Source organism: Pseudomonas sp. MCal1 (genome assembly GCF_026341415.1).
GTDB lineage: Bacteria > Pseudomonadota > Gammaproteobacteria > Pseudomonadales > Pseudomonadaceae > Aquipseudomonas.
In genome coordinates this window covers 246,945-272,209 of record NZ_JAKUMP010000002.1, presented here as the reverse complement: position 1 = coordinate 272,209, position 25,265 = coordinate 246,945, and the positions used below count along the sequence as shown (strand labels likewise).

At 59.6% G+C, this 25,265-nt stretch carries 20 protein-coding genes and 4 tRNA genes; 16 read left to right on the top strand and 8 right to left on the bottom strand.

All coding sequences use genetic code 11. The features are described 5' to 3' along the window. The first annotated feature begins 18 nt into the window (after positions 1-18). The 4 genes from MKZ87_RS04490 to MKZ87_RS04475 all read left to right on the top strand — a co-directional run bounded on the left by MKZ87_RS04490 (position 19) and on the right by MKZ87_RS04475 (position 4,801). Complete coding sequence (locus MKZ87_RS04490) at positions 19-1,206, top strand: MFS transporter (RefSeq protein ID WP_085703385.1); 1,188 nt, start codon at positions 19-21, stop codon at positions 1,204-1,206. 53 nt (positions 1,207-1,259) lie between these two features. Continuing rightward, positions 1,260-1,571, top strand: coding sequence for a cupin domain-containing protein (locus MKZ87_RS04485; RefSeq protein WP_085699297.1), 312 nt, complete (start codon positions 1,260-1,262; stop codon positions 1,569-1,571). Between the two features lie 105 nt (positions 1,572-1,676). Beyond that, positions 1,677-2,828 carry a TDT family transporter gene (locus MKZ87_RS04480; protein ID WP_085703386.1) on the top strand — a complete coding sequence of 384 codons (1,152 nt, stop codon included), beginning with the start codon at positions 1,677-1,679 and terminating at the stop codon, positions 2,826-2,828. A 98-nt stretch (positions 2,829-2,926) separates the two neighbouring features. Beyond that, positions 2,927-4,801 (top strand): MFS transporter, encoded by a 1,875-nt coding sequence (locus MKZ87_RS04475; protein WP_085699293.1) that lies wholly within the window; start codon positions 2,927-2,929, stop codon positions 4,799-4,801. Between the two features lie 42 nt (positions 4,802-4,843). On the opposite strand, the gene sugE is transcribed toward MKZ87_RS04475, so the two are convergent. From sugE to rdgC, 3 genes are all read right to left on the bottom strand, one after another. Beyond that, positions 4,844-5,158, bottom strand: a complete 315-nt coding sequence (gene sugE, locus MKZ87_RS04470) for a quaternary ammonium compound efflux SMR transporter SugE (protein WP_039769847.1) — start codon at positions 5,156-5,158, stop codon at positions 4,844-4,846. Between the two features lie 118 nt (positions 5,159-5,276). Further along, positions 5,277-6,242 carry a bile acid:sodium symporter family protein gene (locus tag MKZ87_RS04465; RefSeq protein WP_085703387.1) on the bottom strand — a complete coding sequence of 322 codons (966 nt, stop codon included), beginning with the start codon at positions 6,240-6,242 and terminating at the stop codon, positions 5,277-5,279. Between the two features lie 74 nt (positions 6,243-6,316). Beyond that, a complete protein-coding gene (rdgC, locus tag MKZ87_RS04460; RefSeq protein WP_085703388.1) occupies positions 6,317-7,237 on the bottom strand; it encodes a recombination-associated protein RdgC in 921 nt (306 codons plus the stop codon). Positions 7,238-7,396: 159 nt separating this feature from the next. Here rdgC and MKZ87_RS04455 point away from each other — a divergent pair. The 4 genes from MKZ87_RS04455 to MKZ87_RS04440 all read left to right on the top strand — a co-directional run bounded on the left by MKZ87_RS04455 (position 7,397) and on the right by MKZ87_RS04440 (position 7,930). Continuing rightward, positions 7,397-7,472: transfer RNA gene (locus tag MKZ87_RS04455), tRNA-Val, on the top strand. A gap of 19 nt (positions 7,473-7,491) precedes the next feature. Then, positions 7,492-7,568 (top strand) — tRNA-Asp (locus tag MKZ87_RS04450). Between the two features lie 190 nt (positions 7,569-7,758). After that, positions 7,759-7,834 (top strand) — tRNA-Val (locus tag MKZ87_RS04445). 19 nt (positions 7,835-7,853) lie between these two features. Next, positions 7,854-7,930, top strand: a tRNA-Asp gene (locus tag MKZ87_RS04440). Between the two features lie 145 nt (positions 7,931-8,075). On the opposite strand, the gene MKZ87_RS04435 is transcribed toward MKZ87_RS04440, so the two are convergent. Beyond that, a complete protein-coding gene (locus MKZ87_RS04435) occupies positions 8,076-9,212 on the bottom strand; it encodes a catalase family protein (protein ID WP_139834850.1) in 1,137 nt (378 codons plus the stop codon). 26 nt (positions 9,213-9,238) lie between these two features. Further along, positions 9,239-11,047 (bottom strand): di-heme-cytochrome C peroxidase, encoded by a 1,809-nt coding sequence (locus MKZ87_RS04430; protein ID WP_085699287.1) that lies wholly within the window; start codon positions 11,045-11,047, stop codon positions 9,239-9,241. A 270-nt stretch (positions 11,048-11,317) separates the two neighbouring features. On the opposite strand from MKZ87_RS04430, the gene MKZ87_RS04425 reads away from it, so the two are divergent. The 7 genes from MKZ87_RS04425 to MKZ87_RS04395 all read left to right on the top strand — a co-directional run bounded on the left by MKZ87_RS04425 (position 11,318) and on the right by MKZ87_RS04395 (position 19,363). Beyond that, positions 11,318-12,031: an FKBP-type peptidyl-prolyl cis-trans isomerase gene (locus MKZ87_RS04425; protein ID WP_085699285.1), complete on the top strand. Its 714-nt coding sequence runs from the start codon at positions 11,318-11,320 to the stop codon at positions 12,029-12,031. A 293-nt stretch (positions 12,032-12,324) separates the two neighbouring features. Further along, a complete protein-coding gene (locus MKZ87_RS04420) occupies positions 12,325-12,780 on the top strand; it encodes a YkvA family protein (RefSeq protein ID WP_085699283.1) in 456 nt (151 codons plus the stop codon). Positions 12,781-12,894: 114 nt separating this feature from the next. Further along, positions 12,895-13,236 (top strand): helix-turn-helix domain-containing protein, encoded by a 342-nt coding sequence (locus MKZ87_RS04415; RefSeq protein WP_266200346.1) that lies wholly within the window; start codon positions 12,895-12,897, stop codon positions 13,234-13,236. Beyond that, positions 13,233-13,604, top strand: a complete 372-nt coding sequence (locus tag MKZ87_RS04410) for a hypothetical protein (RefSeq protein WP_003223109.1) — start codon at positions 13,233-13,235, stop codon at positions 13,602-13,604. Before MKZ87_RS04415 ends, MKZ87_RS04410 begins: the two co-directional genes overlap by 4 nt. Continuing rightward, positions 13,605-14,012: an SEL1-like repeat protein gene (locus MKZ87_RS04405; protein ID WP_085703391.1), complete on the top strand. Its 408-nt coding sequence runs from the start codon at positions 13,605-13,607 to the stop codon at positions 14,010-14,012. A 225-nt stretch (positions 14,013-14,237) separates the two neighbouring features. Then, positions 14,238-19,007, top strand: a complete 4,770-nt coding sequence (locus tag MKZ87_RS04400; RefSeq protein ID WP_266200345.1) for an RHS repeat-associated core domain-containing protein — start codon at positions 14,238-14,240, stop codon at positions 19,005-19,007. Continuing rightward, positions 19,004-19,363 (top strand): hypothetical protein, encoded by a 360-nt coding sequence (locus tag MKZ87_RS04395; protein ID WP_085705343.1) that lies wholly within the window; start codon positions 19,004-19,006, stop codon positions 19,361-19,363. The genes MKZ87_RS04400 and MKZ87_RS04395 overlap by 4 nt, the downstream gene beginning before the upstream one ends. A 32-nt stretch (positions 19,364-19,395) precedes the next feature. Here the strand turns inward: MKZ87_RS04395 and MKZ87_RS04390 are convergent, their stop codons facing one another. Together MKZ87_RS04390 and MKZ87_RS04385 are read right to left on the bottom strand one after the other, a co-directional pair. Further along, the gene (locus MKZ87_RS04390) at positions 19,396-21,186 is read right to left on the bottom strand and encodes a bifunctional diguanylate cyclase/phosphodiesterase (RefSeq protein WP_085705341.1); all 1,791 of its coding nucleotides are present in this window, start codon (positions 21,184-21,186) and stop codon (positions 19,396-19,398) included. Positions 21,187-21,319: 133 nt separating this feature from the next. Then, positions 21,320-23,404 carry a carboxy terminal-processing peptidase gene (locus tag MKZ87_RS04385; protein ID WP_176247780.1) on the bottom strand — a complete coding sequence of 695 codons (2,085 nt, stop codon included), beginning with the start codon at positions 23,402-23,404 and terminating at the stop codon, positions 21,320-21,322. A gap of 181 nt (positions 23,405-23,585) precedes the next feature. Between MKZ87_RS04385 and MKZ87_RS04380 the strand changes: the two genes are divergently transcribed. Next, positions 23,586-24,548, top strand: a complete 963-nt coding sequence (locus MKZ87_RS04380; RefSeq protein WP_085705337.1) for a zinc-binding dehydrogenase — start codon at positions 23,586-23,588, stop codon at positions 24,546-24,548. 45 nt (positions 24,549-24,593) lie between these two features. Here the strand turns inward: MKZ87_RS04380 and MKZ87_RS04375 are convergent, their stop codons facing one another. After that, positions 24,594-25,247: an HAD family hydrolase gene (locus MKZ87_RS04375; protein WP_085705335.1), complete on the bottom strand. Its 654-nt coding sequence runs from the start codon at positions 25,245-25,247 to the stop codon at positions 24,594-24,596. Between the last annotated feature and the right edge of the window lie 18 nt (positions 25,248-25,265).

Here is a 25,265-nt window from a genome sequence, read left to right as displayed (position 1 = left end):
CTTTTGCGGAGTGTGCCCATGACCAGCCTTGCTTCCAACCGATCCAGCCTGTGGTTTCTGGCGATCACCTTACTGAGTTTTCTCGCCGCTTCCACTGCGCCGACGCCGTTGTATCACCTGTATCAGGATCGGCTGCATTTTTCGGCAGCGGTGCTGACCCTGATTTTCGGCGTCTACGCGCTGAGTCTGCTGGCCGCGTTGCTGACAGTCGGGTCGCTGTCGGATCACCTGGGACGCAAACCAGTGATCTTCACCGCCGTGACGCTCAATTCGCTGGCGATGCTGCTGTTTATCTACGCCGACAGCGTGGGCTGGCTGATCGGCGCGCGAGTGCTGCAAGGCTTCGCCACCGGCATGGCCACCGCGGTGTTGAGCGCGACGCTGCTGGACACCGACCGTCAGCAGGGCCCGCTGATTAACAGTGTCGCTCCGTTGCTGGGCATGGCGTTGGGCGGCATGGGCTGCGGCTTGTTGGCCGAGTTCGCTCCGGCGCCGTTGCAGTTGACCTATTGGTTGCTGCTCGCGCTGTTTGTGTTGCAGGGGATTTATGTCTGGCGCTTGCCGGAAAGCGTCTCGCCGCAAGCCGGGGCATGGGCCTCGTTGCGGCCAACCCTGCATGTGCCGGTTCAGGCACGTTCGACGCTGTGGCGAGTCTTGCCGCTGAACACCGCGACTTGGGCGCTTGGTGGTTTCTATGCCTCGCTGGCCCCATCGCTGGTGCGCACGGCCACTGGCTCCACCTCCAACCTGATCGGCGGCGCGACTGTGGCGGCACTGACCGTCACCGGTGCGTTGATGATTTTCACGTTGCGCAATCGTCCTGCTTCCCGGGCGCTGCAACTCGGCGCGAGCCTGCTGCCAGCCGGGCTCGTGTTGGTTCTGCTGGGCGTGCACAGCGCCAGTCTGTCGCTGTTCTTCTTCGGTACGCTGGTGGCCGGTTGTGGGTTTGGCTCCGGTTTTCTGGGAGCGGTGCGCAGTCTGGTGCCGCTGGCATTGCCGCATGAGCGCGCCGGGTTGATGTCGGCATTCTATGTGCTGAGTTACCTGGCGTTCTGCCTGCCGGCTTTGCTGGCCGGGCACTTCACCCATAGCGTGGGCCTGCTGGCCACCACCGATGTGTATGGCGCGGTATTGATCGTGCTGGCGGTCGGAGCGCTGCTGATGAGTTTTCGGGCGCAAGCGGCGAAGACCTGCAGCGCGCCATAAGCCTGCGGATTCGGTTAGCCTTGGCCAGCCATAACTTTTTCACGGATCGACGCATGAAGATTATTCGCAGCAAGACCTTTACCGCCGAGCGCGCCTGGGGCGCGCTCGACATCGCCAACATGAACGGCATCACCACGCGTCTGCACTGGACCGATCAGCCCTACAAATGGCACGTCAATGACGGCGAAGAAGTGTTCGTGGTGCTCGACGGTCAGGTGCTCATGCACTATCGCGAAGAAGGCGAGGAGAAGCAGGCATTGCTGGAGGTTGGCGACATCTTCTATGCGTCCATCGGCACTGAACATGTCGCTCATCCTCAGGGCGCGGCGCGAATTCTTGTCATTGAAACCGAAGGCAGTGTCTGACTGCATATCTACTAAATAGATAACAGTTAGAGATATTACCCGTTATATAGATATTCGATTCGGTTCTACCATGAGCTCAACCTCACCTGAGGACAGGAGTTCATGATGATTTGCCCCAACAGCGCCAAACCCGGCATCAAGCCATTCAGCCAGCTTCAGCACCCGCGCGAAGTGATCCGCCAATTCACCCCGAACTGGTTCGCCGCCACCATGGGCACCGGCGTGCTGGCGTTGGCGCTGGCGCAATTGCCGGTGTCCGTTCCCGGATTGCACGCCGTGGCCGAAGGGCTGTGGCTGTTCAACATTCTGTTGTTCGTGCTGTTTACTGCTGCCTACGCCGCCCGCTGGATTCTGTTCTTTGACGAAGCGCAGCGGATCTTCGGCCACTCCACGGTTTCGATGTTCTTCGGCACCATTCCCATGGGCCTGGCGACGATCATCAACGGCTTTCTGCTGTTCGGTCTGCCACGCTGGGGAGAAGGAGTCATTCAACTGGCCGAAGTGTTGTGGTGGCTGGACGTGGCGATGTCGCTGGCCTGCGGCGTGCTGATCCCTTACATGATGTTCACCCGTCAGGCGCACAGCATCGATCAGATGACTGCCGTCTGGTTGCTGCCGGTGGTGGCGGCGGAAGTGGCGGCAGCCAGTGGCGGACTGCTCGCGCCGCACTTGGCCGACGCGCACTCGCAACTGGTAGTGCTGACGACCAGCTACGTGCTCTGGGCGTTTTCTCTGCCGGTGGCGTTCAGCATCCTGACCATCCTGTTGCTGCGTATGGCCTTGCACAAATTGCCCCACGAAAACATGGCGGCTTCGAGCTGGCTGGCGCTGGGGCCGATCGGCACCGGGGCGCTGGGCATGTTGCTGCTGGGCGGCGATGCGCCAGCGATCTTCGCGGCCAACGGTCTGCCAGGCATCGGCGAAATCGCCTCGGGCCTGGGCCTGATAGCGGGGATCACGCTCTGGGGGTTTGGTCTCTGGTGGATGTTGATGGCGCTGCTGATCACCGTGCGTTACCTGCGTGATGGCATCCCGTTCAATCTCGGCTGGTGGGGCTTTACCTTCCCGTTGGGCGTGTATTCGCTGGCGACTCTGAAGCTGGGCAGCACGTTGCACCTGACGTTCTTCAGCGTGGCCGGTTGTGTACTGGTGACGTTGCTGGCGGCGATGTGGCTGATTGTAGGTAAACGCACGCTGCAAGGCGCATGGCGCGGCGAGCTGTTTGTTTCTCCGTGCATTGCAGGTTTGAAGAAATAACCTGAAAAGTTTAGGTAAGGTGTGGCCTGGATCGCGGATTGACATTCCAATAAGCGTATCCAGGCCACTCGTTACCCAACATCAGGGACACACGGAAGATGAGTCACCCCTCACAGTTCAACCTGCTGCGTACCCGGCGCTTCCTGCCGTTCTTCATCACCCAGTCGCTGGGCGCGTTCAACGACAACGTGTTCAAGCAGTCGTTGATCCTCGCCATTCTCTATCGGCTGACCATCGAAGGTGACCGCTCGATCTGGGTCAACCTGTGTGCACTGCTGTTTATTCTGCCGTTCTTCCTGTTTTCGGCGCTGGCCGGGCAGTTCGGGGAAAAATTCGCCAAGGACGCGTTGATCCGTCTGATCAAACTGGCTGAAATCGTCATCATGGCCGTGGGATCTGTCGGCTTCCTGTTCGATCACCTGTCATTGATGCTGGTGGCGCTGTTTGCCATGGGCACGCACTCGGCACTGTTCGGGCCGGTGAAATATTCGATCCTGCCGCAGGCGTTGCGCGAGGACGAACTGGTCGGTGGCAACGGGCTGGTGGAGATGGGTACATTCCTGGCGATCCTGGCCGGGACCATCGGCGCCGGGGTGATGATGTCATCGGCCAATTACGCGCCAGTGGTGTCCGCCGCGATTGTCGGCATCGCCGTGTTGGGTTACCTGGCCAGTCGCAGCATTCCCCGCGCCGCGGCGGCCTCGCCGCAGATGCGCCTGAACTGGAACATCTTCAGTCAATCATGGGCAACCTTGAAACTGGGGCTGGGGCAGACACCAGCAGTTTCGCGCTCGATTGTCGGCAACTCGTGGTTCTGGTTTGTCGGGGCGATTTATCTGACGCAGATTCCGGCTTACGCCAAGGAATGGATGCACGGCGACGAAACCGTAGTCACCCTGATTCTGACTGTCTTCTCGGTCGGCATCGCACTGGGTTCGATGCTGTGCGAGAAGCTTTCAGGGCGCAAGGTCGAGATCGGCCTGGTGCCTTTTGGCTCGTTCGGCCTGACTGTTTTCGGTCTGTTGCTGTGGTGGCATTCCGGTGGAATTCCGGAAAGCGCCGTCGGCCATAGCTGGATCGAAGTGCTGAGTTTCGGCCATGCCTGGGCGGTGTTGCTCGATGTGCTGGGCCTCGGGATCTTCGGTGGGTTCTACATCGTGCCGCTGTACGCGCTGATCCAGTCGCGCACCGCCGAGAACGAGCGGGCGCGGGTGATTGCCGCCAACAACATTCTCAACGCGCTGTTCATGGTGATTTCGGCGATTGTCACCATCGTGTTGTTGAGCGTGGTCAAGCTATCGATCCCGCAGCTGTTCCTGGTGGTGTCGCTCCTGAACATCGGCGTCAACGCCTACATCTTCAAGATCGTTCCCGAGTTCAGCATGCGTTTCATGATCTGGCTGCTCAGCCATTCCATGTACCGCGTCGAGCATCGCAACCTTGAGGCGATTCCCGATGAGGGCGCGGCGTTGCTGGTGTGCAACCACGTTTCGTTCGTCGATGCCTTGCTGATTGGTGGTGCGGTACGTCGGCCGATTCGCTTTGTCATGTACTACAAGATCTACAACCTGCCGGTGCTGAACTTTATCTTTCGCACAGCGGGGACGATTCCCATCGCCGGACGCCAGGAAGACATCCAGATCTACGAAAAGGCCTTCACCCGGATTGCCCGGTATCTGAAGGAAGGTGAGCTGGTTTGCATCTTCCCGGAGGGCAAGTTGACCGCCGATGGTGAGATCAACGAGTTCAAGGGCGGGCTGACGCGGATTCTCGAAGAGACACCGGTGCCGGTGATTCCGCTGGCGTTGCAGGGGTTATGGGGGAGTTTTTTCAGTCGCGATCCGAACAAAGGGGTGTTCCGGCGCTTGTGGTCGCGGGTGACGCTGGTGGCGGGTAAGCCGGTCGCCGTTGACGCGGCGCAACCAGCGGAGCTTCAGGCGATGGTCGGGGAATTGCGCGGGACTGTCAGGTAGGCGTCTGGAAAGCCGCCATCCCTGACGGGTGGCGGCAACGGCTCAGGCGCTGACCTTGAGCCCGATCAGCCCGGTGACGATCAACGCCACACTGGCCAGGCGAATCAATGCCATCGATTCGCCAAACAAAATGATCCCGGCAATCACCGTGCCCACGGCACCGACGCCAGTCCAGATCGCGTAAGCCGTGCCCAGCGGTAGTTCCTTCATCGCCAGCCCCAGCAAGCCCAAACTGACTGCCATGGCGGCAACGGTGAGAACGGTGGGAAGCGGACGGGTGAACCCATCGGTGTATTTCAGGCCGACGGCCCAGCCGACTTCGAACAGGCCGGCGAAAAACAGAATGATCCAGGACATGAAAGACCTCCATCGATTGACGGGGCCGTCCCCAGATTGAAAACTCGATTGAGCCGCAGGGTCGTCCCCACGTGGCGCACATACTACCGAAAATTGTGCGCCGCGCCTTGATCCGGGATCAGTCGGCCGCCTGTTGCGCCAGCGTTTCACGGTCTTGTTTTTCGCTCATCCGTCGGAAGTACGTCGACAGCAGCGCCCCGGAAATGTTGTGCCACACACTGAATAACGCGCTCGGCACCGCCGCCAGCGGCGAGAAGTGCGCACTGGCCAGTGCCGCACCCAATCCCGAGTTCTGCATGCCGACTTCCAGCGCCAGGGATTTGCGCTGCGGCAGCGGCAGGCCGAACAGGCGCCCGGTGAAATAACCCAGCAGATAACCGAAGCTGTTGTGCAACATCACCACGGCCATGATCAGCAGGCCGGATTCGGCGATTTTCGCCTGACTGGCGGCCACCACGGCGGCGACGATGATCACGATGCTGATCACCGATACCAGCGGCAATACTTCCACCGCGTGGCGCACCTTGTCCCCCAGCACACGTTGCGCCACCACGCCGAGGACGATCGGCAGCAGCACAACTTGCAGGATCGACCAGAACAATTCCATGAACGAAACCGGCAACCAGGCCGAGGCCAGCAGCCAGATCAGCGCCGGTGTCAGCAGCGGGGCGAGGAGGGTGGTGACGGCGGCGATGGCCACCGACAGCGCCAGGTCGCCACGGGCCAGCCAGGTCATGACGTTCGATGAGGTGCCGCTCGGGCAGCAGCCGACCAGAATAACCCCGACGGCGATTTCCGGCGGCAGATGAAAGATCTGGCACAGCAACCACGCCATCCCCGGCATGATCACGAAATGCGCGACCACGCCTAGGGCCACACGCCACGGATGGCGGGCGACGGCGGCGAAGTCGTCGAGTTTGAGGGTCAGGCCCATGCCGAACATCACCAGCCCGAGCAGCGGTACGATCGCGCCTTTGAGGCCGAGGAACCAGGCGGGTTGCAGGAACGCGAGCACCGCGAAAATCAGAACCCAGTAAGCGAAGGTGTTGCCGACAAAACGACTCAGTGCAGCCAGTGCGCGCATGGTCTGTTCCTTATTATGTGAAAACGCCACCGAAGCGGTGGCGTTTGAAGATAACCCAAAGACTGCGCAGAGACTCAGATCCCCTGCGGAGTCTCTTCACCGCCCAGTGCTTCAACCAGCGCCGGCAGGAAGTCGCCGAACGTCAGCATCATCAGGGTGAAGCTGGCGTCCAGTTGGCCGAGGGCTTCGTCGCCGCCGTCCTGTTCTGCCTGATCCTGCAACAGATCTTCGAATTTCAGGCGCTTGACGGTCATCTTGTCGTCGAGCATGAACGACAGTTTGTCCTGCCAGGCCAGCGACAGTTGAGTCACAACCTTGCCGGTGCTCAGGTGCAGCTGGATTTCTTCGCTGGTCAGATCCTGACGCTTGCAACGCACGATGCCGCCGTCTTCGTGGGTGTCGCGCAGTTCGCACTCGTCCAGTACGAAGAAGTCCGGAGCGGCTTGCTGGGTGGTGACCCATTCAGTCATCACGGCGGTCGGCGCGGTTTTCACGGTCAGTGGGCGAACCGGCAGGGTGCCGATCACTTCACGCAGCGTGGAGAGCAGGTCTTCGGCGCGTTTCGGGCTGGCCGAGTTGACCAGGATCAGACCCTGTTTCGGCGCGATGGCGGCGAAAGTCGACGAGCGGCGGATAAAGGCGCGCGGCAGGAAGGCCTGGATGATTTCATCCTTGATTTGATCGCGTTCCTTCTTATAGACCTTGCGCATCTGCTCGGCTTCGATCTCTTCGACCTTTTCCTTGACCGCATCGCGCACGACGCTGCCCGGCAGGATGCGTTCTTCTTTACGGGCGCAGATCAGCAGGAAGTCACCGCTGACGTGCACCAGTGGCGCATCTTCGCCCTTGCCGAACGGCGCCACGAAACCGTAGGTGGTCAACTCCTGGCTTGCACATGGACGCGCCAGTTTGGTGGCCAGTGCAGTTTCCAGCGCCTCGGCATCGACAGGCAGGTCTTGGGTCAGGCGATAGATAAGCAGGTTCTTGAACCACATGGGGTGAGTCTCTCCTTTATACAAAGGGGGGCATTATTGTCTTCGCCGGGTCATAGGCCAACCCTTCTCTAAGCCTTTGGAAGGGCTAAGAAAATTAATTAAAAAAGTGCTTGCCAGAGGTTGGGACGCTCCGTAGAATGCGCGCCACACCGAAGCGAAGGGTGATTAGCTCAGCTGGGAGAGCGTCTGCCTTACAAGCAGAATGTCGGCGGTTCGATCCCGTCATCACCCACCATTCGTTTCAAGTGTTTAGCGCAGCGGTAGTTCAGTCGGTTAGAATACCGGCCTGTCACGCCGGGGGTCGCGGGTTCGAGTCCCGTCCGCTGCGCCATATTCGGTAACCTGGAACACTGAACGCCAGGTCACCACGGAAAAACCCGCCGAGGCGGGTTTTTTTCTGCCTCGAGTTGTACCTGCGGGATGTATCGTTTCACCGGTTTTCGGATTTATTTGAAAAAAAATTCAATTAAATCAACACGTTACGAAAATCTGTGGCATAATGCGCCCCGTAACGAAGCGAAGGGTGATTAGCTCAGCTGGGAGAGCGTCTGCCTTACAAGCAGAATGTCGGCGGTTCGATCCCGTCATCACCCACCATTCGTTTCAAGCGTTTCGCGCAGCGGTAGTTCAGTCGGTTAGAATACCGGCCTGTCACGCCGGGGGTCGCGGGTTCGAGTCCCGTCCGCTGCGCCATATTCGGTAATCTGGAACACTGAACGCCAGATCACCTCAGAAAGCCCGCCTTTTGCGGGCTTTTTGCTGCCTGGGATTTGGCTTTCGCTGAGTCTGGCCATGAGAAAGCGACCGTTGACGGTCGCTTTTTTCGTTTCTGGCGCTGCTATTGCGCCGAGTTACGGCTGTGGCGGTAATCGCTGACCGCTTCATACACCGCTTTGCGCAGCCGGTTGATTCCGCCAATCGGGCGATGGGCTTCGATGCCGAACCAGGGATTGAACGACAGGTTGTCGCATTGCAGGTTCAGCGCCGGGGTGTCGAAGTCCTGCGGGGGCAGAGTGATCCTGGCCACAGTCTGGAATGGACTGTCCTGCTCGCGCCATTCGATGCTGGTGTCTTCGATCGGCATGAACTTGTTCGCGTCCTGCCGCTGGATCTGCAACACAAAGCACGCCGGCATCCGGTCGGTGGACAGTTGCTGGTTCAATGCGCTGCGCAGGAAGTTCGGCAGATCCTGGTTCTGTTTCGGCAAGGTATAAGCGGGGCAGCGCTCCGGATCCGGCATCACCCGGAACTTGGCATTGGCCTCGCCGAACTTGTAGGGCGATACCGAGAAATATGTCGTGCGGGTCGGGCTTTCCGGCGGTGGCGATAAGGTTGCCAGTGCAATGAACAGATGCCGGATTTGCCAACTACGCGGATCCCACCCCGGAAAAAACGCCATGACCCTCTTGCCGTCAGCCTGCGCCGCCACATTCTGACGATACTCGGCGACATTGCTGACAAAGAAGTTCGGGTGACTGAACATCACGAAATCCTGTTCGTGCAACTCCTGACGATCAGCCAGCAAGGATTTGCCCGGCACATCGAGCAATTTGATCGCCATGCCCCGGGCATCGCGGATGCTGTCGAATTGCGGATAGGCGTTGCCGTTGGACAGGCGCATCGTTGCTTTCCACAGCTTGCCTGGTTCGCTGAATACGCCCTGGCGCAATTCCTGAGCCAGATCCGGCAACACCTGCACATCGGCTTTCACGCAGCCATGGGCCTTGGCATGGGCATCGCGCAGGTAGCGGGTGCTTTCGCGGTGCTGATCGACGATGCGCACGGCAGTCTGGATCACGTCCTGGGTCATGGCGGCTTCACCGTCCGGAATCTGCTCCAGCGCCGATACCGGACCCCGGTGCTGCCAGGCAAACCACGCGGTGGTCAGGGCCCAGCCGATCAGGCCGATCACCAGCAGGAACAACAGGGTTTTGCCCAGTAACCGTCCCAGCCAGAGCCAGAAACGCGCCAGCATCGAAGGTCTTTTAAAGGAATTGAAGATCATGGCAGTTGTGCCTCCAGCGGGCCGCCCAGCACTTTCAGGTATTCGAGCAGCGCCCAACGTTCTTCTGGCTGCAACAGTCGGCCGATCACCCCGTTGCCGCGTTCGCCGGCGCGGAATTCATGGCCACTGTTGTGGTTGCCGGTGATGCGGGTGTCGAACAGGAAACCGTTGGTGAAAGCCTCGGTGCGGTACCCAAGATGGCGTGGATCGTATTCAAGCGTGCCTTTATAGAAGGTCGTGGCGCGCTCGTCCTGAGGCGACAGCAACTGATAAAGGCTCGGGACCGAGCCGTTGTGCAGGAACGGGGCCGTGGCCCATACACCGGCAAGCGGACGGGCCTTGTAGGCGACTTTTTCGCGAACGCCGATCGGCAGGCCGAAGCCATCGAGTTGTGGCTTCTCGGCAGCGGTAACGCCCGCTTCACGGTACGCACGGTTTTCCACGAAGGCGGTCACATAAGCCAGTCCCTTGGCCACTGATAGCTGGCTGAGGTCCAGCGGTTCCTTGGGGGTGGGGTGCAACTTCACGTCCATTTGTTCAAGCTCTGCCGGGTTCCATTGCAGGGCGGTCAGGTCGAAGCGGTGATTGGCAATGTTGTTGGCGGCATTCGGGTCGGTGCCGATGACATCCACCGCAAGCATGTGCAGGTGTTGTACCCAGCGCTCGCCTTCCCGGGTCTGGCGCGGGACGTGGCATCCGGCGCAATTCTCGGCGAACAGGGTTCGCCCCTTGGCTGCCAAGGGTTTGTCGACGACGCCCAGTACCTCTTCAGGCCATGCCGGCGGTTGCAGTTTTTGCAGGGTTTCTTCGATTTTGTGCAGATCACGCACACGTACGCTGGAGGCATAGCGCTCATCGCCCTGCAGCGGTTGGCCGTTGGCGTCGAAGAAATTCAGAGTGGCGCCGACACCCAGTGCCTCGCCGATATTGCGTGCCATCGGCTGCTGCGCCGAACCGTTCCACTGCACCCAGTCGAAGGTCCACATGTCCCACAGCTGCGGGTAATCCACGGGAGCGTTGGCCACGCGGTAATTGCTCGGGGAGATCGCATCGCCGAAGGTCGCGTTGGCGATACGGCCGAAGGCATCGGTGCGGCCCGGGCCTTCTTCGGTGGGGTAGAGGCCGCGGTGGGTGTCGTTCCACGCCACTTTGATGAAGGTGTTCAGTGAGCTTTTGAAGTCTTTGCGCAGTTGTTCATTGCGTGCGTCGTAGTCGTTGCCCAGCACATTGCGGGCGAAGCGCTCGAATTTCCACGGGTTGTAGTAAGTCGAGGTGAGACTGGCAACCAATGCCTGTCCGAAACTTCCGCCGCGCAATGTAGGAACACTGGAAGGCAACACGTGTTGGGCCGTGCCCCCGTCGATGCGTATCGCCTGGCCATTGAAATGCAGCTCGCCGGTGTGGCAGGCCGCGCAAGTGATGTCGAGATATTGCTCGGCGCTGCCGGGATTTTGATGCCGGGCGAAACCTACCGGCAGATTGCCCGGGTTTTCGGGCGTGGCTTTCTGCTGCGGATCGATCAGAAAACCAAAGCGTGCAAGGTATTCCGGGGAGGCAAAGCGTTGCTGCGAGAATGGTAGCTCCAGCGCCTGAAACCATTCGTAACGAAGGCCTTTGACCTGCGTCCCCTGCGGGGTGAAGTAGTAGGTCTGGCGCTCTTGCTCAGTCCATTGGTTCAGGTAATGCACTTGTTTTGCAGGCGCGGGGAAGGGCAATCTCGGATTGGCGACATAGTAAAGAACTACCGCCAGGATCAGTCCCAGCAGCACCACGATCAGCGTCAGCACACGGTATAAAAGGCGCAAGATGAACATCCTTGTCGAGTTGTTGCGCTGTTATGCCTGAGCGAGGCCGTGTGCGGCAAGTGGCCATTACGCCAAGTGTTGTGGGAAGCGGCATCAATCGCTGTCGGTAAAAGATGACAGAAGCTTCATCGTGCCTTTCGCCAAATGCTTTTTAATCCCTGAACTTATCGGAAGATTCCTGCTCTCATGCCGGTAGCCATTGGTCGTGGCGGCCTGATAAGCTCGCGGCTTTACTCGATTGCCCTTTAGGCGCATGAACAAGGAAATAGCATGAAACAGCATCGGTTGGCGGCGGCGGTTGCCTTGGTTAGCCTGGTACTCGCGGGTTGTGATTCGCAGACCAGCGTAGAGCTGAAAACCCCGGCGCAAAAAGCTTCCTACGGTATCGGCCTGAACATGGGCAAGAGCCTTGCTCAGGAAGGCATGGATGATCTGGACTCCAAAGCGGTAGCCCAGGGCATCGAAGATGCCGTCGGCAAGAAAGAACAGAAGCTGAAAGATGAAGAACTGGTCGAAGCCTTCGCCGCGCTGCAAAAGCGTGCCGAAGAGCGTATGGCCAAGATGAGCGAAGAGTCGGCAGCCGCCGGCAAGAAATTCCTCGAAGAAAACGGCAAGAAAGCCGGCGTGACCACCACCGCTTCCGGTCTGCAGTACGAAGTGGTCAAGAAGGCCGACGGCCCACAGCCTAAGCCTACCGATGTCGTGACCGTTCACTACACCGGCAAGCTGACCAACGGCACCGTTTTCGACAGCTCCGTCGAACGCGGCAGCCCGATCGATCTGCCGGTCAGCGGTGTGATCCCGGGTTGGGTCGAAGGCCTGCAACTGATGCACGTTGGCGAGAAGTACAAGCTGTACATCCCTAGCGATCTGGCTTACGGCGCACAATCGCCAAGCCCGGCAATCCCGGCCAACTCGGTTCTGGTTTTCGACCTGGAACTGCTGGGTATCAAGGATCCAGCCAAAGAAGACGCCGCCAAGTAATCTGCGCCGGTTTCAACAACAACGCCTCGCTTATGCGGGGCGTTGTTGCATCTGGACGATGGTCAGCGTAAACAGACCGAACCGATGCCGGTCCTGGCAGTCCTAGACTTTAAGGTTGCCGCGCTAGACGTCTGAAGCCGCCAAGTCAATGAAATATTGGGATTTTTTATGTGAGTAAAAAACGCCCGATCTGAGCGCAGCCCTTATGAAACGGGGCTCTCAGCGCTTAAATGCAGCTCTGTTCACAAGGTTATCCACAATTTGTGTGGATAACATTTCAACGGGAGAAATAAATGAAAGCGCCGTGGAATTTCGCCCGATTCCTTCCTCTGGCCGGACGATTGCTGGCGCGAGGCCGCTTGCCGACCCTGTTGTTTGCCGTGGCCAGCAAAGGCGCCGCCCAAGGCAATCGCCTCGGCAAGCTGAAGGACGATTTGCGTCTGTTGCAGGCACTGTGCCTGGCCTATTGGCGCGGCGAGTACCGCGCAATCAGCGCCAAGGCGATCGTTTCGGTGGTTGCCGGTCTGATGTATTTCCTCAGTCCGGTCGATGCAATTCCCGATTTCATTCCCATGTTCGGCATGCTTGATGACATCGCCGTCCTCGCCTGGCTGATGAAAACCCTCGACGATGAACTGAATGCTTTCCGCCTGTGGCGTCAGCGCCAGACGCCGGAAAAGCTCAGAGTGGTCGAGCGCCTGCCCGATACCCCCGAGCAACTTCAGCTTCAGGGCCCGAAAAAGTCCTGAATTGCGACAGCCTCTTATTCAGATAGATACCCCCCACGACCTTGGCCGCTGTTAGGATTACACTTCTAGGGAAAAGTGCCGACTCGCTAAGTGTTGTTGTCCTACGGGGTAGTCATGGATATTCAGATAATTGCACGCGATGGCGAACCCGAATATGCGGTTCTGCGATGGGCTCAGTATCAGGCTCTACTGAAAGCAGCAGGCATTAACGAAGCACCGTCGCAACCGGCTCCAGCGCCGCTTGCGGCAACCCCGGACCCGATTCTTCCAGGTCTGGATCAGTTACGCAGTTTGCGCGAAGGGAAGGGCATCGCCATCGAGGCGCTGGCCCGCACGGTAGGCATCAGCCCGTCTTACCTGGCCATGATTGAAAGTGGCGAGCGTCTGCCCGACGCCGCGATTCGCCGCAGCCTGGCCTGGGAGTTGACGGTGCCAGGGTGGAGGGAACAATCGTGAGCGTACGCATCAGTCGTCAACATTGGGACGGATTGCTGGGGGAACTGGATCAGGCGCGCAGGCAGCGCCATCTTTTGACTTATCGAGCCTTGCTCGAACGCCTGCAACTGCCCACGCCGGCCATGCAGACATTGACCGCTGCACTGGAGCATCTCGCGGCACTGGACGCGAAAGCCGAACAGCCGTTGCGCAGCTCGCTGGTGATCAGCCAGGGTGCCAGTCGCCTGCCACGCACCGGTTTCTTTGAATGTGTCGAGCGCCTGGGGCGTTTTTCCGGGCCGTCCGACGGTGTTGCCGCCGCCTCCTGGCATGCTTCGGAAGTGGTGCGGGTCTTTGAGTACGAGTACCCGGAATCGGCGGAGGCCTGAGTGTTTTTACGACTCAAGGCGCGGGCCAGTTACTGGCTCGCCCGCAGGCTGTTTCACTGGGCGTGGTTTGTCCGTCAGCCCCGCGGCTGGCGCTGGCTCGAAGGTCAGTTTGCGCGCATGGCCAATCTGGGCGATGTCGGCGCGCAAAGTTTTTACGGGCACATCCTGACGTTTCGCGGGGTTGGCCTGGGCGCACGTCAGGAAGGTGTACGTTTGTTGCGACTGGCGGCGCTGGCCGGGGATGGCAAAGCGGCATATCAAGTCGGTGTCATCAGTCTTGCAGGTACGCCGAGCAAAGCGCCAGATCCTTCGGAAGCCGCTCGCTGGTGGACCATGGCCGCCAAGGCCGGGCATCCGTTGGCCGAGCTCAAGTTGAAAGAGCTGGCCGGCCGAGACGCTTTTAAATAAGCAAATCATCTGTTCCGTGAACGGGGCGTGAGGTAAACCTCCCGCCCCGTTTTTGCGTCTGCCGTGCGATAAAAATCAGTTACAGACTTCTCCTACATCCTCCGCCTACTCGCCTGACTTCTTTTCTGTTTGATCCCCCGCAAAGTCCCTCGCCTGATTTTTGCGCGAGGGAACGCATATGTTCGACCCGGTTTTACGTTTCGCCATGCGCATGGGATTGCGCTGATGGATGCCGTCACCCGCATCGAGCAAGAACTCGACAGCTTTCCCCGCACCCTCGATCTCTATCGCGAACAACTGAAGCACTGGCTCAGTCGCTCGGCAGATGGTGTCAGTCATGCGGCCGATCTGCCGTCTCTGATGGGGATGGAGCGGATCATCCGTTTCGGCGAGCACAGCACGGCGGTCGCGATTGACGACAACCGTTTCTCTTCTGCGCTCGTGCAATGCCCGGAATCCGGGCCGATGGAGATCGAGAGCAAGTTCGAGTCGGTATACGACATTCCATTGGGCGGCATCGTAGTCGATGTGGTGGCGATGGACGGTGGCGAGGTCAACTCCGTCACCCTCGATGCTCAAGGCAAGGGGGTGTTTACCGGTGAAGCAGGCAAGTTCTACCGGGTGGTGGTGCACAGCGAGGCCAGCGAGCAGCAGATTGATGCACTTTTCGAGTCCTACGATGGCCTGAGTCGGCAGCTGGATGGCTGGCTGCGCAGCGAGTGGCAAGGCTTCAAGCCGCAGTGGTCGCAGTCGGTGGTGACGGCGGCGGGCAACGGCATGCTCGCCGGGAGCTGGGCGGCGATCGAGGGGGTGTGGGACAGCATCGGGTTGTTGTCGGAAATTCTCAAGGACCCCGGAAAGTTTGCCGAGCGGTTGGGCAGTGGCGCCGCACAGCTGATTGCGCTGGCAGAAACAGCGCCTGAAATGATGGAGAAGCTTCAGTTACTGGTCAGTGACGAGGCGGCGCTGTGTTTGTTGCTGCGTACTGCGAGCCTCTGGCTGGAAATGTTGCCCGGCACTGAAATTGCCGGGAAAACCGCCGAGGCAGTCTCGATGGTGGTGGTGCAGCTGCTGATCGATGTATTGATCGGCGTTGTGCTGACTTTCGTTGGCGCCGGGGCAGGGATCGCTTATCTGACCTTGCGTCTGGCGGAGCGTGGCGCTCAGTTGTTGTCGGCGGTGACGCGACTGGTGAAGGCGATGTTCGGCATCGTCAGCACCTTTATCGGTTATGTGAACCACTACAAGTCCGTCGCCGCAAGGGGCATCGCCGCCGGGGTGAAAAAGGGTCGCATGCAATTGCGCTGGGATGCCCGGCGTAATGCTTCCCTGAAAAAAGACGAGCAGCACGACGACACGCCGGATCAGGCGAAAAATCCCAACGGTGACAGCGCCGATTGTGCGCCGCTGACCTGCACCAACGGCTGTCCGGTGTCGATGGTCACCGGGGAAGAACTGCTGACGTTGACTGACGGTGTACTCGATGGGCTGTTGCCGTTCGAGTTCAGCCGCTTGTATCGCAGCAGTGCAGCCGAGATCGATGCTGGATTGGGGTTTGGCTGGAGCCATTCGCTGGCGCATCGTCTGGAGGTTGATGGCGCGGCGGTGGTCTGGGTCGACCATGAAAACCGGCGCACGCGGTTTCCGTTGCCGAGCGTTGAGCGGCCGGCGATTCACAACAGTCTGTCGCGGGCGGCGATCTTTCTCGGGGATGAACCGGAAGAGTTGATCGTTGCGCTGGCGGGTGAGGCCGCGCGGTTTTATCACTTTCGGGTTGGGCGTCTGACCGCCATCAGCGATGCGTACGGCAATCGTCTGACGGTGCATCGGGATCTTTCCGACCGGATTCAGCGCCTGGATAACGGGGCCGGTCGTTCGGTGTTGCTGCGCTATGAGCGGGCGCATCTGGTCGCGGTCGATTATCAGGTCTGGCGCGAGGCGGCCTGGCGTACCGAGCAGACGCTGGCCAGTTACCGCTTTGATGCCCGCCATCGATTGATCGAGGCGACCAACGCCGTCGGCGAAAGCGAGCGTTACGACTACGACGACCGGCACGTCATCCTGCAACGGCAACTGGCTGGCGGTGCGAGCTTCTTCTGGGCATGGGAGCGGTCCGGCAAGGCGGCGCGTTGCGTGCGGCACTGGGCGTCGTTTTCGCAGATGGACACGCGTTACGTCTGGGATGACGCCGGCAGCGTCACCGTGCATTACGTCGACGGGACTGAGGAAACTTACGTCCACGACGACACGGCGCGGCTGGTGCGTCAGGTGTCGGCGGACGGGGGCGAGCAGCTCAAGGCCTACGATTCGGCGGGCCGGCTGGTCGCCGAGCAGGATGCGCTGGGCGCGGTCACCGAGTACCGCTACGACGATGCCGGACGGCTGATCGCGCTGATTCCGCCGGACGATGCGCCGACGTCCTACGAGTACCGTAACGGTTTCCTGCACAGCCGTTCACGCGGCGATGCCGTTTGGACGTACCGGCGCAATGCTCAGGGTGACGTCACCGAGGCGGTCGATCCCGACGGTCATGTCACCCATTACCACTTTGACGCGCAGGGGCGGTTGCGGTCGATCCGTTATCCGGACAGTGGTCGCCATGTGTTCGTCTGGAACGACCTCGGGCAACTGGTCGAGGAAAGTCTGCCGGACGGCGGGGTTTGGAAGTTTTCCTACGACGCCTTGGGGCGGCGGACGACGGTTCAGGACGAGCATGGTGCGGTCACCCGCCACGCCTGGGACGCCGTTGGCCGGCTGATCCAGACGACGCTGCCTACCGGAGCCACCCGCGCCTGGTCCTACAGCGCCTATGGCCAGATCACCGCCGAACGCGATGAACAGGGGCGCATCACCCGTTACGAGTATGACGACGACCTGCACCTGGTCAGCCGGCGGATCAACCCGGACGGTACACGAGTGCAGTACCGCTACGACCATGCGCAGCTGCTGCTCACGGAAATCGAGAACGAGTCCGGCGAAAAGTACCGGCTGGACTACACGCCGACCGGACTGATCCGACAGGAAACCGGCTTCGATGGCCGGCGCACCGCGTACGTCTATGACCGCAACGGCCATCTGCTGGAAAAGACCGAGTTCGGCGACGACGGCTCGACGCTGGTCACCGCTTACCAACGCGACAGCGCCGGACGCCTGCTGCTCAAGACCCTGCCGGACGGGGTCGAGGTCAGCTATCGCTATGACCGCTTAGGCCGTCTGGTCGGGGTGGACGACGGCCAGGATCACCCGCTGGCCTTCGAATACGACCTGCAGGACCGACTGGTGCGCGAGCATCAGGGCTGGGGCACCCTGCGTTACACCTATGACGCCTGCGGCCAACTGACCCGCCTGCGCCTGCCGGACAACAGCAAGCTCGATTACCACTACGCCAAGGGCGGTGCGCTGACCGCGATCGACCTCAACGGCGCCTTGCTGACCCGCCACGTCTACCAGAACGGCCGCGAACAGCAGCGCCAGCAAGGCCTGCTGCTCAGCGAATATGCCTACGACGAACAGGGCCGCTTGCAGTCCCACGCCGTAGGCCATCAACGCAGCGCGCTGTACCGCCGCGACTTTGCCTACAGCGCCAACGGCAACCTCGAACACATTGCCGACACCCGCCACGGCCAGCGCAGCTACACCTACGACGCTCTGGACCGGCTGATTCGCGTGCGCCACACCCGCGACGATGTGCCGGAAAACTTCGCCCACGACCCGGCCGGCAACCTGCTGATGCAGGACCGCCCCGGCCCGACCCAGATCAAGGGCAACCGCCTGTTGATGCAGGGCGACCGCCATTACGACTACGACGCCTTCGGCAACCTGATCCGCGAACGCCGCGGCCGCGCCCAACAACTCGTCACCGAATACCGCTATGACAGCCAGCACCGCCTGATCGGCCTCACCCGCCCCGACGGCACCAGCGCGACCTACCAATACGACGCCTTCGGCCGGCGCATCCGCAAGACCGTCGACGGCCAGACCACCGAGTTCTTCTGGCAAGGCGACCACCTGATCGCCGAAAGCAGCGAACAACAACACCGCAGCTTCATCTACGAACCGGGGACCTTCCGCCCGCTGGCGATGCTCGACGGCAAAGGCCCGAAACGCGCCTGCCCGTTCTACTACCAACTCGACCACCTCGGCACGCCGCAGGAGTTGACCGACTACAGCGGCGACATCGTCTGGTCGGCCAAATACAGCGCCTACGGCAAGGTCACCTCGCTGGAACTGGCGACCGAGGACTACCTGAACCAGCCGCTGCGCTTTCAGGGGCAGTACTTCGATGACGAAAGCGGACTGCATTACAACCGGCACCGGTATTACGACCCGGAGGTGGGCCGGTACCTGACGCCGGATCCGGTGAAGCTGGCCGGGGGGCTGAACCAGTACCGGTACGTGCCGAATCCCACGGGGTGGGTGGATCCGTTGGGGTTGACGTCCAATTGTCCGCCGCCGAACAGGCCGGGATGTCCGGTGCCGGATGGGGTAGGTGGTTCGGTTGTTGATAAAGGCGAGCCGCAGCTGCCGAAGATGACAGCGCAGGAACGGCGGGCGAAGATTGATGAGTTGGCAGAGGCGAATGCTTATCGGCGTTTGGATGAAATGGAGAAAGCTACGCGAGACGCACACTCCTTAGAGAAACATGGCAAACAGACCACACTGGCTTCTCAGCAGGAACGTTCGATGACGGGTAGAAATCCAACAACTGGAGTCATCGAGGTTTACACCAACGGGAGACGAGCAGGGCAGCCAAAAATACCCAGTGCTGCCACTCATTTTTTTAGCTATCGAGACCAATTGAACGCGATACATCGTGCTCAGCTTATTTTCAGGCGAAATGGGCAAATGGCGTCTAAGGAACCGATGAATATGGGCAAGGTGGTTGGTGAAGGGTACAAAAGAGGTGGAGTAATTTACGGGCAGCAAACACATGCGGTAGTCATCCTTGATAGAGCAGGTATGCCGATAACCTCTTATACGGAATTTATGGAATGAAACGTAAGCCTGAATATTTTGTTTTGCGTGGTCTTCTTTTTCTGTTTGATATAGAAAACACTCATGATGATGCACGTGAAAAAATCATTGTTTCAAAGAATGTTAATGACAAGAAAGAGCTTGCTGAGCTGCTTGATATTCTTATGAAGCCTGAGTTTCTTTCTTACACTTTTCATGAACGCGAGTGGTGTATTGATACGCTGAAGCACTACTTGGACGCTGGTGACAGCTTTGATGCTGTATTCACAAAAATCACAACTTATTTTGATGATGATGTAGAGGATCAACGTCAGTTCATGCAGGTTTTGTTAAGTTGCTTGTTGAGGTATCACATCGATGACTCAACAGAGAGATAAGGATGTCACAGGGAAAGGCCGTACTTTGACAGTCAGCGTTGGCCAATAACCTGCGGTGTATCAAGGTCAGGAGCCGTAAGGCTATCAATCAAATGCACACTATACCCCGGCACATTCTTCGCATGATGCTTCGCCTGCGAAGCCATTTCCGCCAATTGACTCGCATCCAGTTGCGCACAAGCTTCAGGATGCAAATGCACCACACCAATGGACAATGACAGCAATGGAAACTCCTGACGAATACCCTGGCGGTTCGGCGCAACAAAACACCCAGCGTCCAGGTGTTCGGGGCGGTAGAAGCGACGGCATTGGCTCTGGAAATCATCAAGCAATTGGTTCAGCCGTTTGCGCCAATCTTCCGGGCCGAGCACCAACAGGAAATCGTCACCACCGATGTGGCCAACAAAATCGCGGGACGGGTCGACGCGTTCGTTTAGGCATTGCGCCAGACACAACAACACCTCATCCCCACGCCCATACCCATAGATATCGTTAAAGGGTTTGAAGCTGTCGATATCGACATAGCAGATAACCGACTCCCGTCCCTGTTGCAGCAACCGTGTCAGGCATTGCTGGATCGGTACGTTGCCGGGTAGCAGAGTCAGCGGATTGGCGTACCGAGCCTGCTGGATTTTCAGTTCGGTAATCAGTTTGAGCACGTCGATTACCCTGCCCAGACCCAGATAGCTGCCGTTGAGGGTGATGATGAAGTCTTCTTCGATGCGTTGCCGGGCGCGGCTGGTGATCAGACGGCTGACCTGTTGCAGTGACTGGCTCATTTCCACGGCGAGGAAGTCGTCGTTCATCAGGCGGCTGATCGGTTTGCGAGCGAACAGGTCGGTGGCGAACGGCTTGAGAAGGGCATCGGACAATGAATGACGATGAACGATGCCGCACGGCTGACCCTGTTCGTCGAGCACCGCCAGTGAGTTCAGGTTGGCCTGGCGGCGGAAGGCTTCCAGTACGGTGGCGGTCGGTGTGTCGCGATTCACGGCCGGTTGATCGATGAGCAGGGCGCTCAGGTCGCTGCCTTCGTCATTCAGCGCCACGGCGCTACTGTCGTGTTTGGGCATCAGGGTCCGGGCGTCGCGTGACGGATGTTCCTGCGGGCGCCCCAGCAAATAGCCCTGCACCAGATCAACGCCCATCTCGGTCAGCACCGCCAACTCTTCCGGCAACTCGATGCCCTCGGCAATCACCTGCGCCCGCGAGGCCTTGGCGATTTGCAGGATCGATCCGACGAACTCACGCTTCAACGCGTCCTGATGAATGCCGTCGATAAAGTGCCGGTCGATCTTCACGTAATCCGGCCGCAGCTCCGACCACAGGCGCAGGCTCGAGTAACCCGCGCCCAGATCGTCGAGAGCAATCGAAAAACCCATCGCCCGGTAGTGATGCAGCGCGGTTTGCAGCAACTGAAAGTCGTCGATCGGTGTCTGTTCGGTGAGTTCGATCACCACCTGACTCGGCGGAATACCAAAATCCTGTAGCAACTGCAGTGTCCGCCCCGGCTGGTGCGCGGCTTCGAGCAGGGATTCGGGAGAGACGTTGAGAAACAGTTTGCCCGGCAATTGCTGTTCGTTGAAACGACGACAGGCACTCTGGCGGCAGGCGATTTCCAGTTCGCTCAAGCGGCCGGCCTGGCGGGCCACGGCGAACAGGGCGATGGGGGAGTGCAGCGGGCTGTTGGACGGGCCGCGGGTCAGGGCTTCGTAGCCGAGAATGCGCCGTTCGGAGAGGCAAATGATCGGCTGGAACAGGCTGTGTAAACCGCTTTGAGTCAGGATCGAGCTCAAGGCACTCAGCTGTTCGGTCGTGGTCATGGCAATCTCTGGCGATAAAAAAGGACTGGGAGCGTTCTCGATGAAGAGAACCGCTCCCAGTCCTTTATTGCACGACAGAATGATGACTGTTTGATGACGACCCGGGGATCGTCAGCATTAAATTGCCATCACCTTATTTCTTTGCGACCTGGTTGCTCAGCTTCAGGTAATCCAGCAGTACACGCCCGGTCTCGCTAAGGTAGGCGTCGTCTTCCGGTTTGACCTTGTCCGGCTCGGCGGCTGCCAGGGCGTCGTCGTCTTCTTTCTTCAGCTCTTTGAGCGGTTCTTCGCCTTTGGCCTTGCGACGGATGTTCTCCATCGCCAGTTGCTTGGCGTCGATATCGGCGTGCTGGGCACGGCGTTCGGCTTCATTGAGGCTGACGGTTTTCTCTTCCAGCAGCTTCTGCGCCAGGGCCAGCTTGTCGCGGATGAACACGAACTCCGCGTCCTTGGCGGAACGGGTGTCATGCTCGGATTTCAGCTGGGCCAGGTACGGTTTGAACGGATCGCTCGCCGGTTTGATCGCCGCGCGGATGGTGTCCCACGGCATGGCTTCCGGCAGGGCGCTTTCGCCGATTTCCTTGGTGTCGATGATCGACGGGTAATCGATGTCCGGCAGGACGCCCTGATGCTGGGTGCTCTGACCGGAAACCCGGTAGAACTTGGCCAGAGTGAGTTTCAGTTCGCCATGGTTCAGCGGCTGAATGGTCTGCACGGTGCCTTTGCCGAAGGTCTGGCCACCGATGATCAGCGCACGGTGGTAGTCCTGCATGGCGCCGGCGAAGATCTCCGAAGCCGAGGCGGACAGGCGGTTGACCAGCAACGCCATCGGGCCTTTGTAGAACGCGCCCGGGTTTTCATCTTCAAGTACATCGACCCGGCCATCGGCGTTGCGCACGAGCACGGTAGGGCCCTTGTCGATGAACAGGCTGGTCAGCTCGGTGGCTTCCTGCAGGGAACCGCCGCCGTTGTTGCGCAGGTCGATGACCACGCCGTCGACTTTATCTTTCTGCAGTTCGGTCAGCAGCTTCTTGACGTCGCGGGTGGTGCTCTTGTAGTCCGGATCGCCGGCACGGAAGGCCTTGAAGTCGAGGTAGAACGCCGGAATCTCGATCACGCCGAGCTTGTAGTCGCGGCCGTCCTGTTTCAGGTTCAGCACGGACTTCTTCACGGCCTGGTCTTCGAGCTTCACCGCTTCACGGGTGATCGGCACGATCTTGCTGGTCTGGTCGTTCGGCGCATTGCTGGCCGGAATCACTTCCAGACGCACCACGGTGCCTTTCGGGCCACGGATCAGCTTGACCACTTCGTCCAGACGCCAGCCGACCACGTCTACCATCTCTTTGTTGCCCTGGGCAACACCGATGATCTTGTCGGCCGGAGCAACCTGCTTGGTCTTGTCGGCCGGGCCTGCGGGCACCAGACGCACGACTTTCACCTGGTCGTTGTCGCTCTGCAACACGGCGCCGATGCCCTCGAGGGACAGGCTCATGTTGATGTCGAAGTTCTCCGCGTTATCCGGCGACAGATAGTTGGTGTGCGGATCGTAAGACATCGCGAAGGTGTTGATGTACGCCTGGAAGATGTCTTCGGCGCGGGTCTGGTCCAGACGCGCCAGTTGATTCTTGTAGCGCTTGGTCAGGGTTTCCTGGATCTGCTTCGGGTCTTTGCCGGCGATCTTCTGCCGCAGCACTTCGTCCTTGACGCGTTTGCGCCACAGGTCATCGAGTTCGGCGGTGGACTTGAGCCAAGGAGCGTCCTTGCGATCGATCAGCAAGGTTTCCTTGGTGGTGAAGTCCATCTTGTCGACGCCTTTGTTCAGCTCGGCAAGGGCGAAGTCCAGACGCGCCTTCACGCGGTCCAGATAGCGCTTGTAGATGGTGAACCCGGCGTTGAGGTCGCCGCTCTTGAGGAAGTCGTCGAACTGGGTCTTCCACTTGTCGAATTCGGCGATGTCGCTGGCCATGAAATAGCTGCGCGACGGGTCGAGCAGCTTGATGTAGCTGTCGTAGATGATCACCGAGCGCGCATCGTCGAGCGGCGGCTTGCTGTAGTGGTGACGCTTGAGCAACTCGACGACGTTCAGACTGGCGATCACTTCGTCGCGATCAGGCTGCAACTTGTCCCAGCTGTTGGCTGCGAAGGTGGTGCCCGACACCGGCAACAGGCCGATACCGATGAAAAGAGCGAGGGCGGTGCTGGGGAGCAGATGCTTCATGCTGATTCGACGCGGGGACAATTGATAACGCATATTAGGCCGTCTTTGAAGTCGCCGGTACCTCTACGCTCTGTACGATAACTGCTGTTCAGCGTTCGTTCAGACCCCAGGGCCGGTCGCATAATGCAAAAAGCCCGGCGCTACAGCTTCGGGCTCAGTCCAGACTCACTATGGAGGCACTGTGAAGGCATTGCAAGGCGTTGAAGGTCAAGTGGCATGGGTTGATGAACCAAGTCCTACATGTGATGTAGGACAAGTTCGCATCCGAGTAGCGGCAGCGGGCCTCAATCGTGCGGATTTATTACAGAAAGCCGGACTTTATCCGCCCCCTCCGGGTGCCAGCCAGGTGCTGGGTCTTGAGTGCTCCGGGGTGATCAGCGAGGTCGGCGCGGGCTCTTCCTGGCAGGTCGGTGACCGGGTCTGCGCCCTGCTGGCCGGGGGCGGGATGGCGCAAGAGGTGGTCGTCGACGGACGGCATGTGCTACCGGTTCCGGAAGGTGTATCGCTGATCGAGGCCGCTGCCTTGCCCGAGGTGTACGCGACCGTCTGGCTGAATGTGTTTCAACTCGCTGCGCTCAAACCGGGTGAGAAAGTTCTTCTGCACGCCGGGGCCAGTGGCATCGGCTCAGCCGCGATTCAACTGTGCAAGGCTTTCGGCAATCCATGCTGGGTCAGCGTCGGCTCGGCTGAGCGACTGGCCTATTGCGAATCGCTGGGTGCCCAGGGCGGGGTGGTGCGCACCGATGATCTGGAAAGTCTCCGGGATTTCGGGCCGTTCGATGTGATTCTGGATCCGGTCGGCGGCAATTATTCAGCGCTGAATCTGAAGCTGATGGCTCAAGACGGCCGCTGGGTGCTGATCGGTCTGATGGGTGGCCGTGAAGCGAAACTGGATCTGGCCCAGGTGCTGGCCAAGCGCGTGCAACTGCTGGGCTCGACCCTGCGCAGCCGTGAGGATCAGTTCAAGGCCGATCTGTTCAGCGATCTGAGCCAGCACGTGTGGCCGCTGTTTTCCGAAGGGCGCCTGAAGCCGCAACTGGCCAAGGCGTTCCCGATCAAGGATGCGGAGGCGGCGTTCGCCGAGCTGGCGAGCAACACGGTGGCGGGGAAGCTGGTGCTGGTGATCGACGAAAGCCTGAGTTGATCATCGATGCTTGTGGGAGCAGGCCTGCTCCCACAAGGCAATCGCTTACTTCCAGAGGTGAATCGGCCAGCCGGATTTCTCGGCCTGCGCAAGCAACACCGGATCCGGATTGACCACATGCGGGTAATCCACTTTCAGCAGCAGCGGCAGGTCATTGCGTGAGTCGGAATAGAAACTCGCGCCCTCAAGATTTTCTTCTTCGGCGTCCAGCCATTCCAGCAACCGGGTGATTTTGCCTTCGCGGTAGGTCAGGGTGCCTACGGTCTGGCCGCTGTACACGCCATGCGCCACTTCCAGTTCGATGGCCAGAACTTCGTCGATACCCAGCCGTTCGGCAATCGGTTTCACCAGGTGCGTGCCCGAGGCCGAGATCACCAGAATCCGGTCGCCGGCCTGGCGGTGGGCGGCGATGGTTTTGGTGGCATCGCTGAAGATGATGGGTTCTATGAAGTCTTCAACCCACGGCGCGACCAGATGCTCGACTTCTTCCGAGGTGCGGCCGATCAGCGGCTCGAGGCTGAAGTCCATGTAGTCCTCCATGCGCAACTTGCCATGGCTGTAGGCGTCCATCAGCTCATTGTTCCTGCGCATGAACGACTCGGGATCGACCCAGCCCAGGCGCCCCATCTGCTCGCACCATAGCGTTGCGCAGTCACCATGAATCAGCGTGTCGTCCAGATCAAAAATTGCCAGGGCCATCAGTTCAGTTCCCTCTTG

Bases quoted from the DNA above. Each gene is read 5' to 3' on its own strand.
- MKZ87_RS04490 (WP_085703385.1), top strand. From the start codon at position 19: ATGACCAGCCTTGCTTCCAACCGATCCAGCCTGTGGTTTCTGGCGATC.
- MKZ87_RS04485 (WP_085699297.1), top strand. From the start codon at position 1,260: ATGAAGATTATTCGCAGCAAGACCTTTACCGCCGAGCGCGCCTGGGGC.
- MKZ87_RS04480 (WP_085703386.1), top strand. From the start codon at position 1,677: ATGATTTGCCCCAACAGCGCCAAACCCGGCATCAAGCCATTCAGCCAG.
- MKZ87_RS04475 (WP_085699293.1), top strand. From the start codon at position 2,927: ATGAGTCACCCCTCACAGTTCAACCTGCTGCGTACCCGGCGCTTCCTG.
- sugE (WP_039769847.1), bottom strand. From the start codon at position 5,158: ATGTCCTGGATCATTCTGTTTTTCGCCGGCCTGTTCGAAGTCGGCTGG.
- MKZ87_RS04465 (WP_085703387.1), bottom strand. From the start codon at position 6,242: ATGCGCGCACTGGCTGCACTGAGTCGTTTTGTCGGCAACACCTTCGCT.
- rdgC (WP_085703388.1), bottom strand. From the start codon at position 7,237: ATGTGGTTCAAGAACCTGCTTATCTATCGCCTGACCCAAGACCTGCCT.
- MKZ87_RS04435 (WP_139834850.1), bottom strand. From the start codon at position 9,212: ATGCTGGCGCGTTTCTGGCTCTGGCTGGGACGGTTACTGGGCAAAACC.
- MKZ87_RS04425 (WP_085699285.1), top strand. From the start codon at position 11,318: ATGAAACAGCATCGGTTGGCGGCGGCGGTTGCCTTGGTTAGCCTGGTA.
- MKZ87_RS04420 (WP_085699283.1), top strand. From the start codon at position 12,325: ATGAAAGCGCCGTGGAATTTCGCCCGATTCCTTCCTCTGGCCGGACGA.
- MKZ87_RS04415 (WP_266200346.1), top strand. From the start codon at position 12,895: ATGGATATTCAGATAATTGCACGCGATGGCGAACCCGAATATGCGGTT.
- MKZ87_RS04400 (WP_266200345.1), top strand. From the start codon at position 14,238: ATGGATGCCGTCACCCGCATCGAGCAAGAACTCGACAGCTTTCCCCGC.
- MKZ87_RS04395 (WP_085705343.1), top strand. From the start codon at position 19,004: ATGAAACGTAAGCCTGAATATTTTGTTTTGCGTGGTCTTCTTTTTCTG.
- MKZ87_RS04390 (WP_085705341.1), bottom strand. From the start codon at position 21,186: ATGACCACGACCGAACAGCTGAGTGCCTTGAGCTCGATCCTGACTCAA.
- MKZ87_RS04385 (WP_176247780.1), bottom strand. From the start codon at position 23,404: ATGAAGCATCTGCTCCCCAGCACCGCCCTCGCTCTTTTCATCGGTATC.
- MKZ87_RS04375 (WP_085705335.1), bottom strand. From the start codon at position 25,247: ATGGCCCTGGCAATTTTTGATCTGGACGACACGCTGATTCATGGTGAC.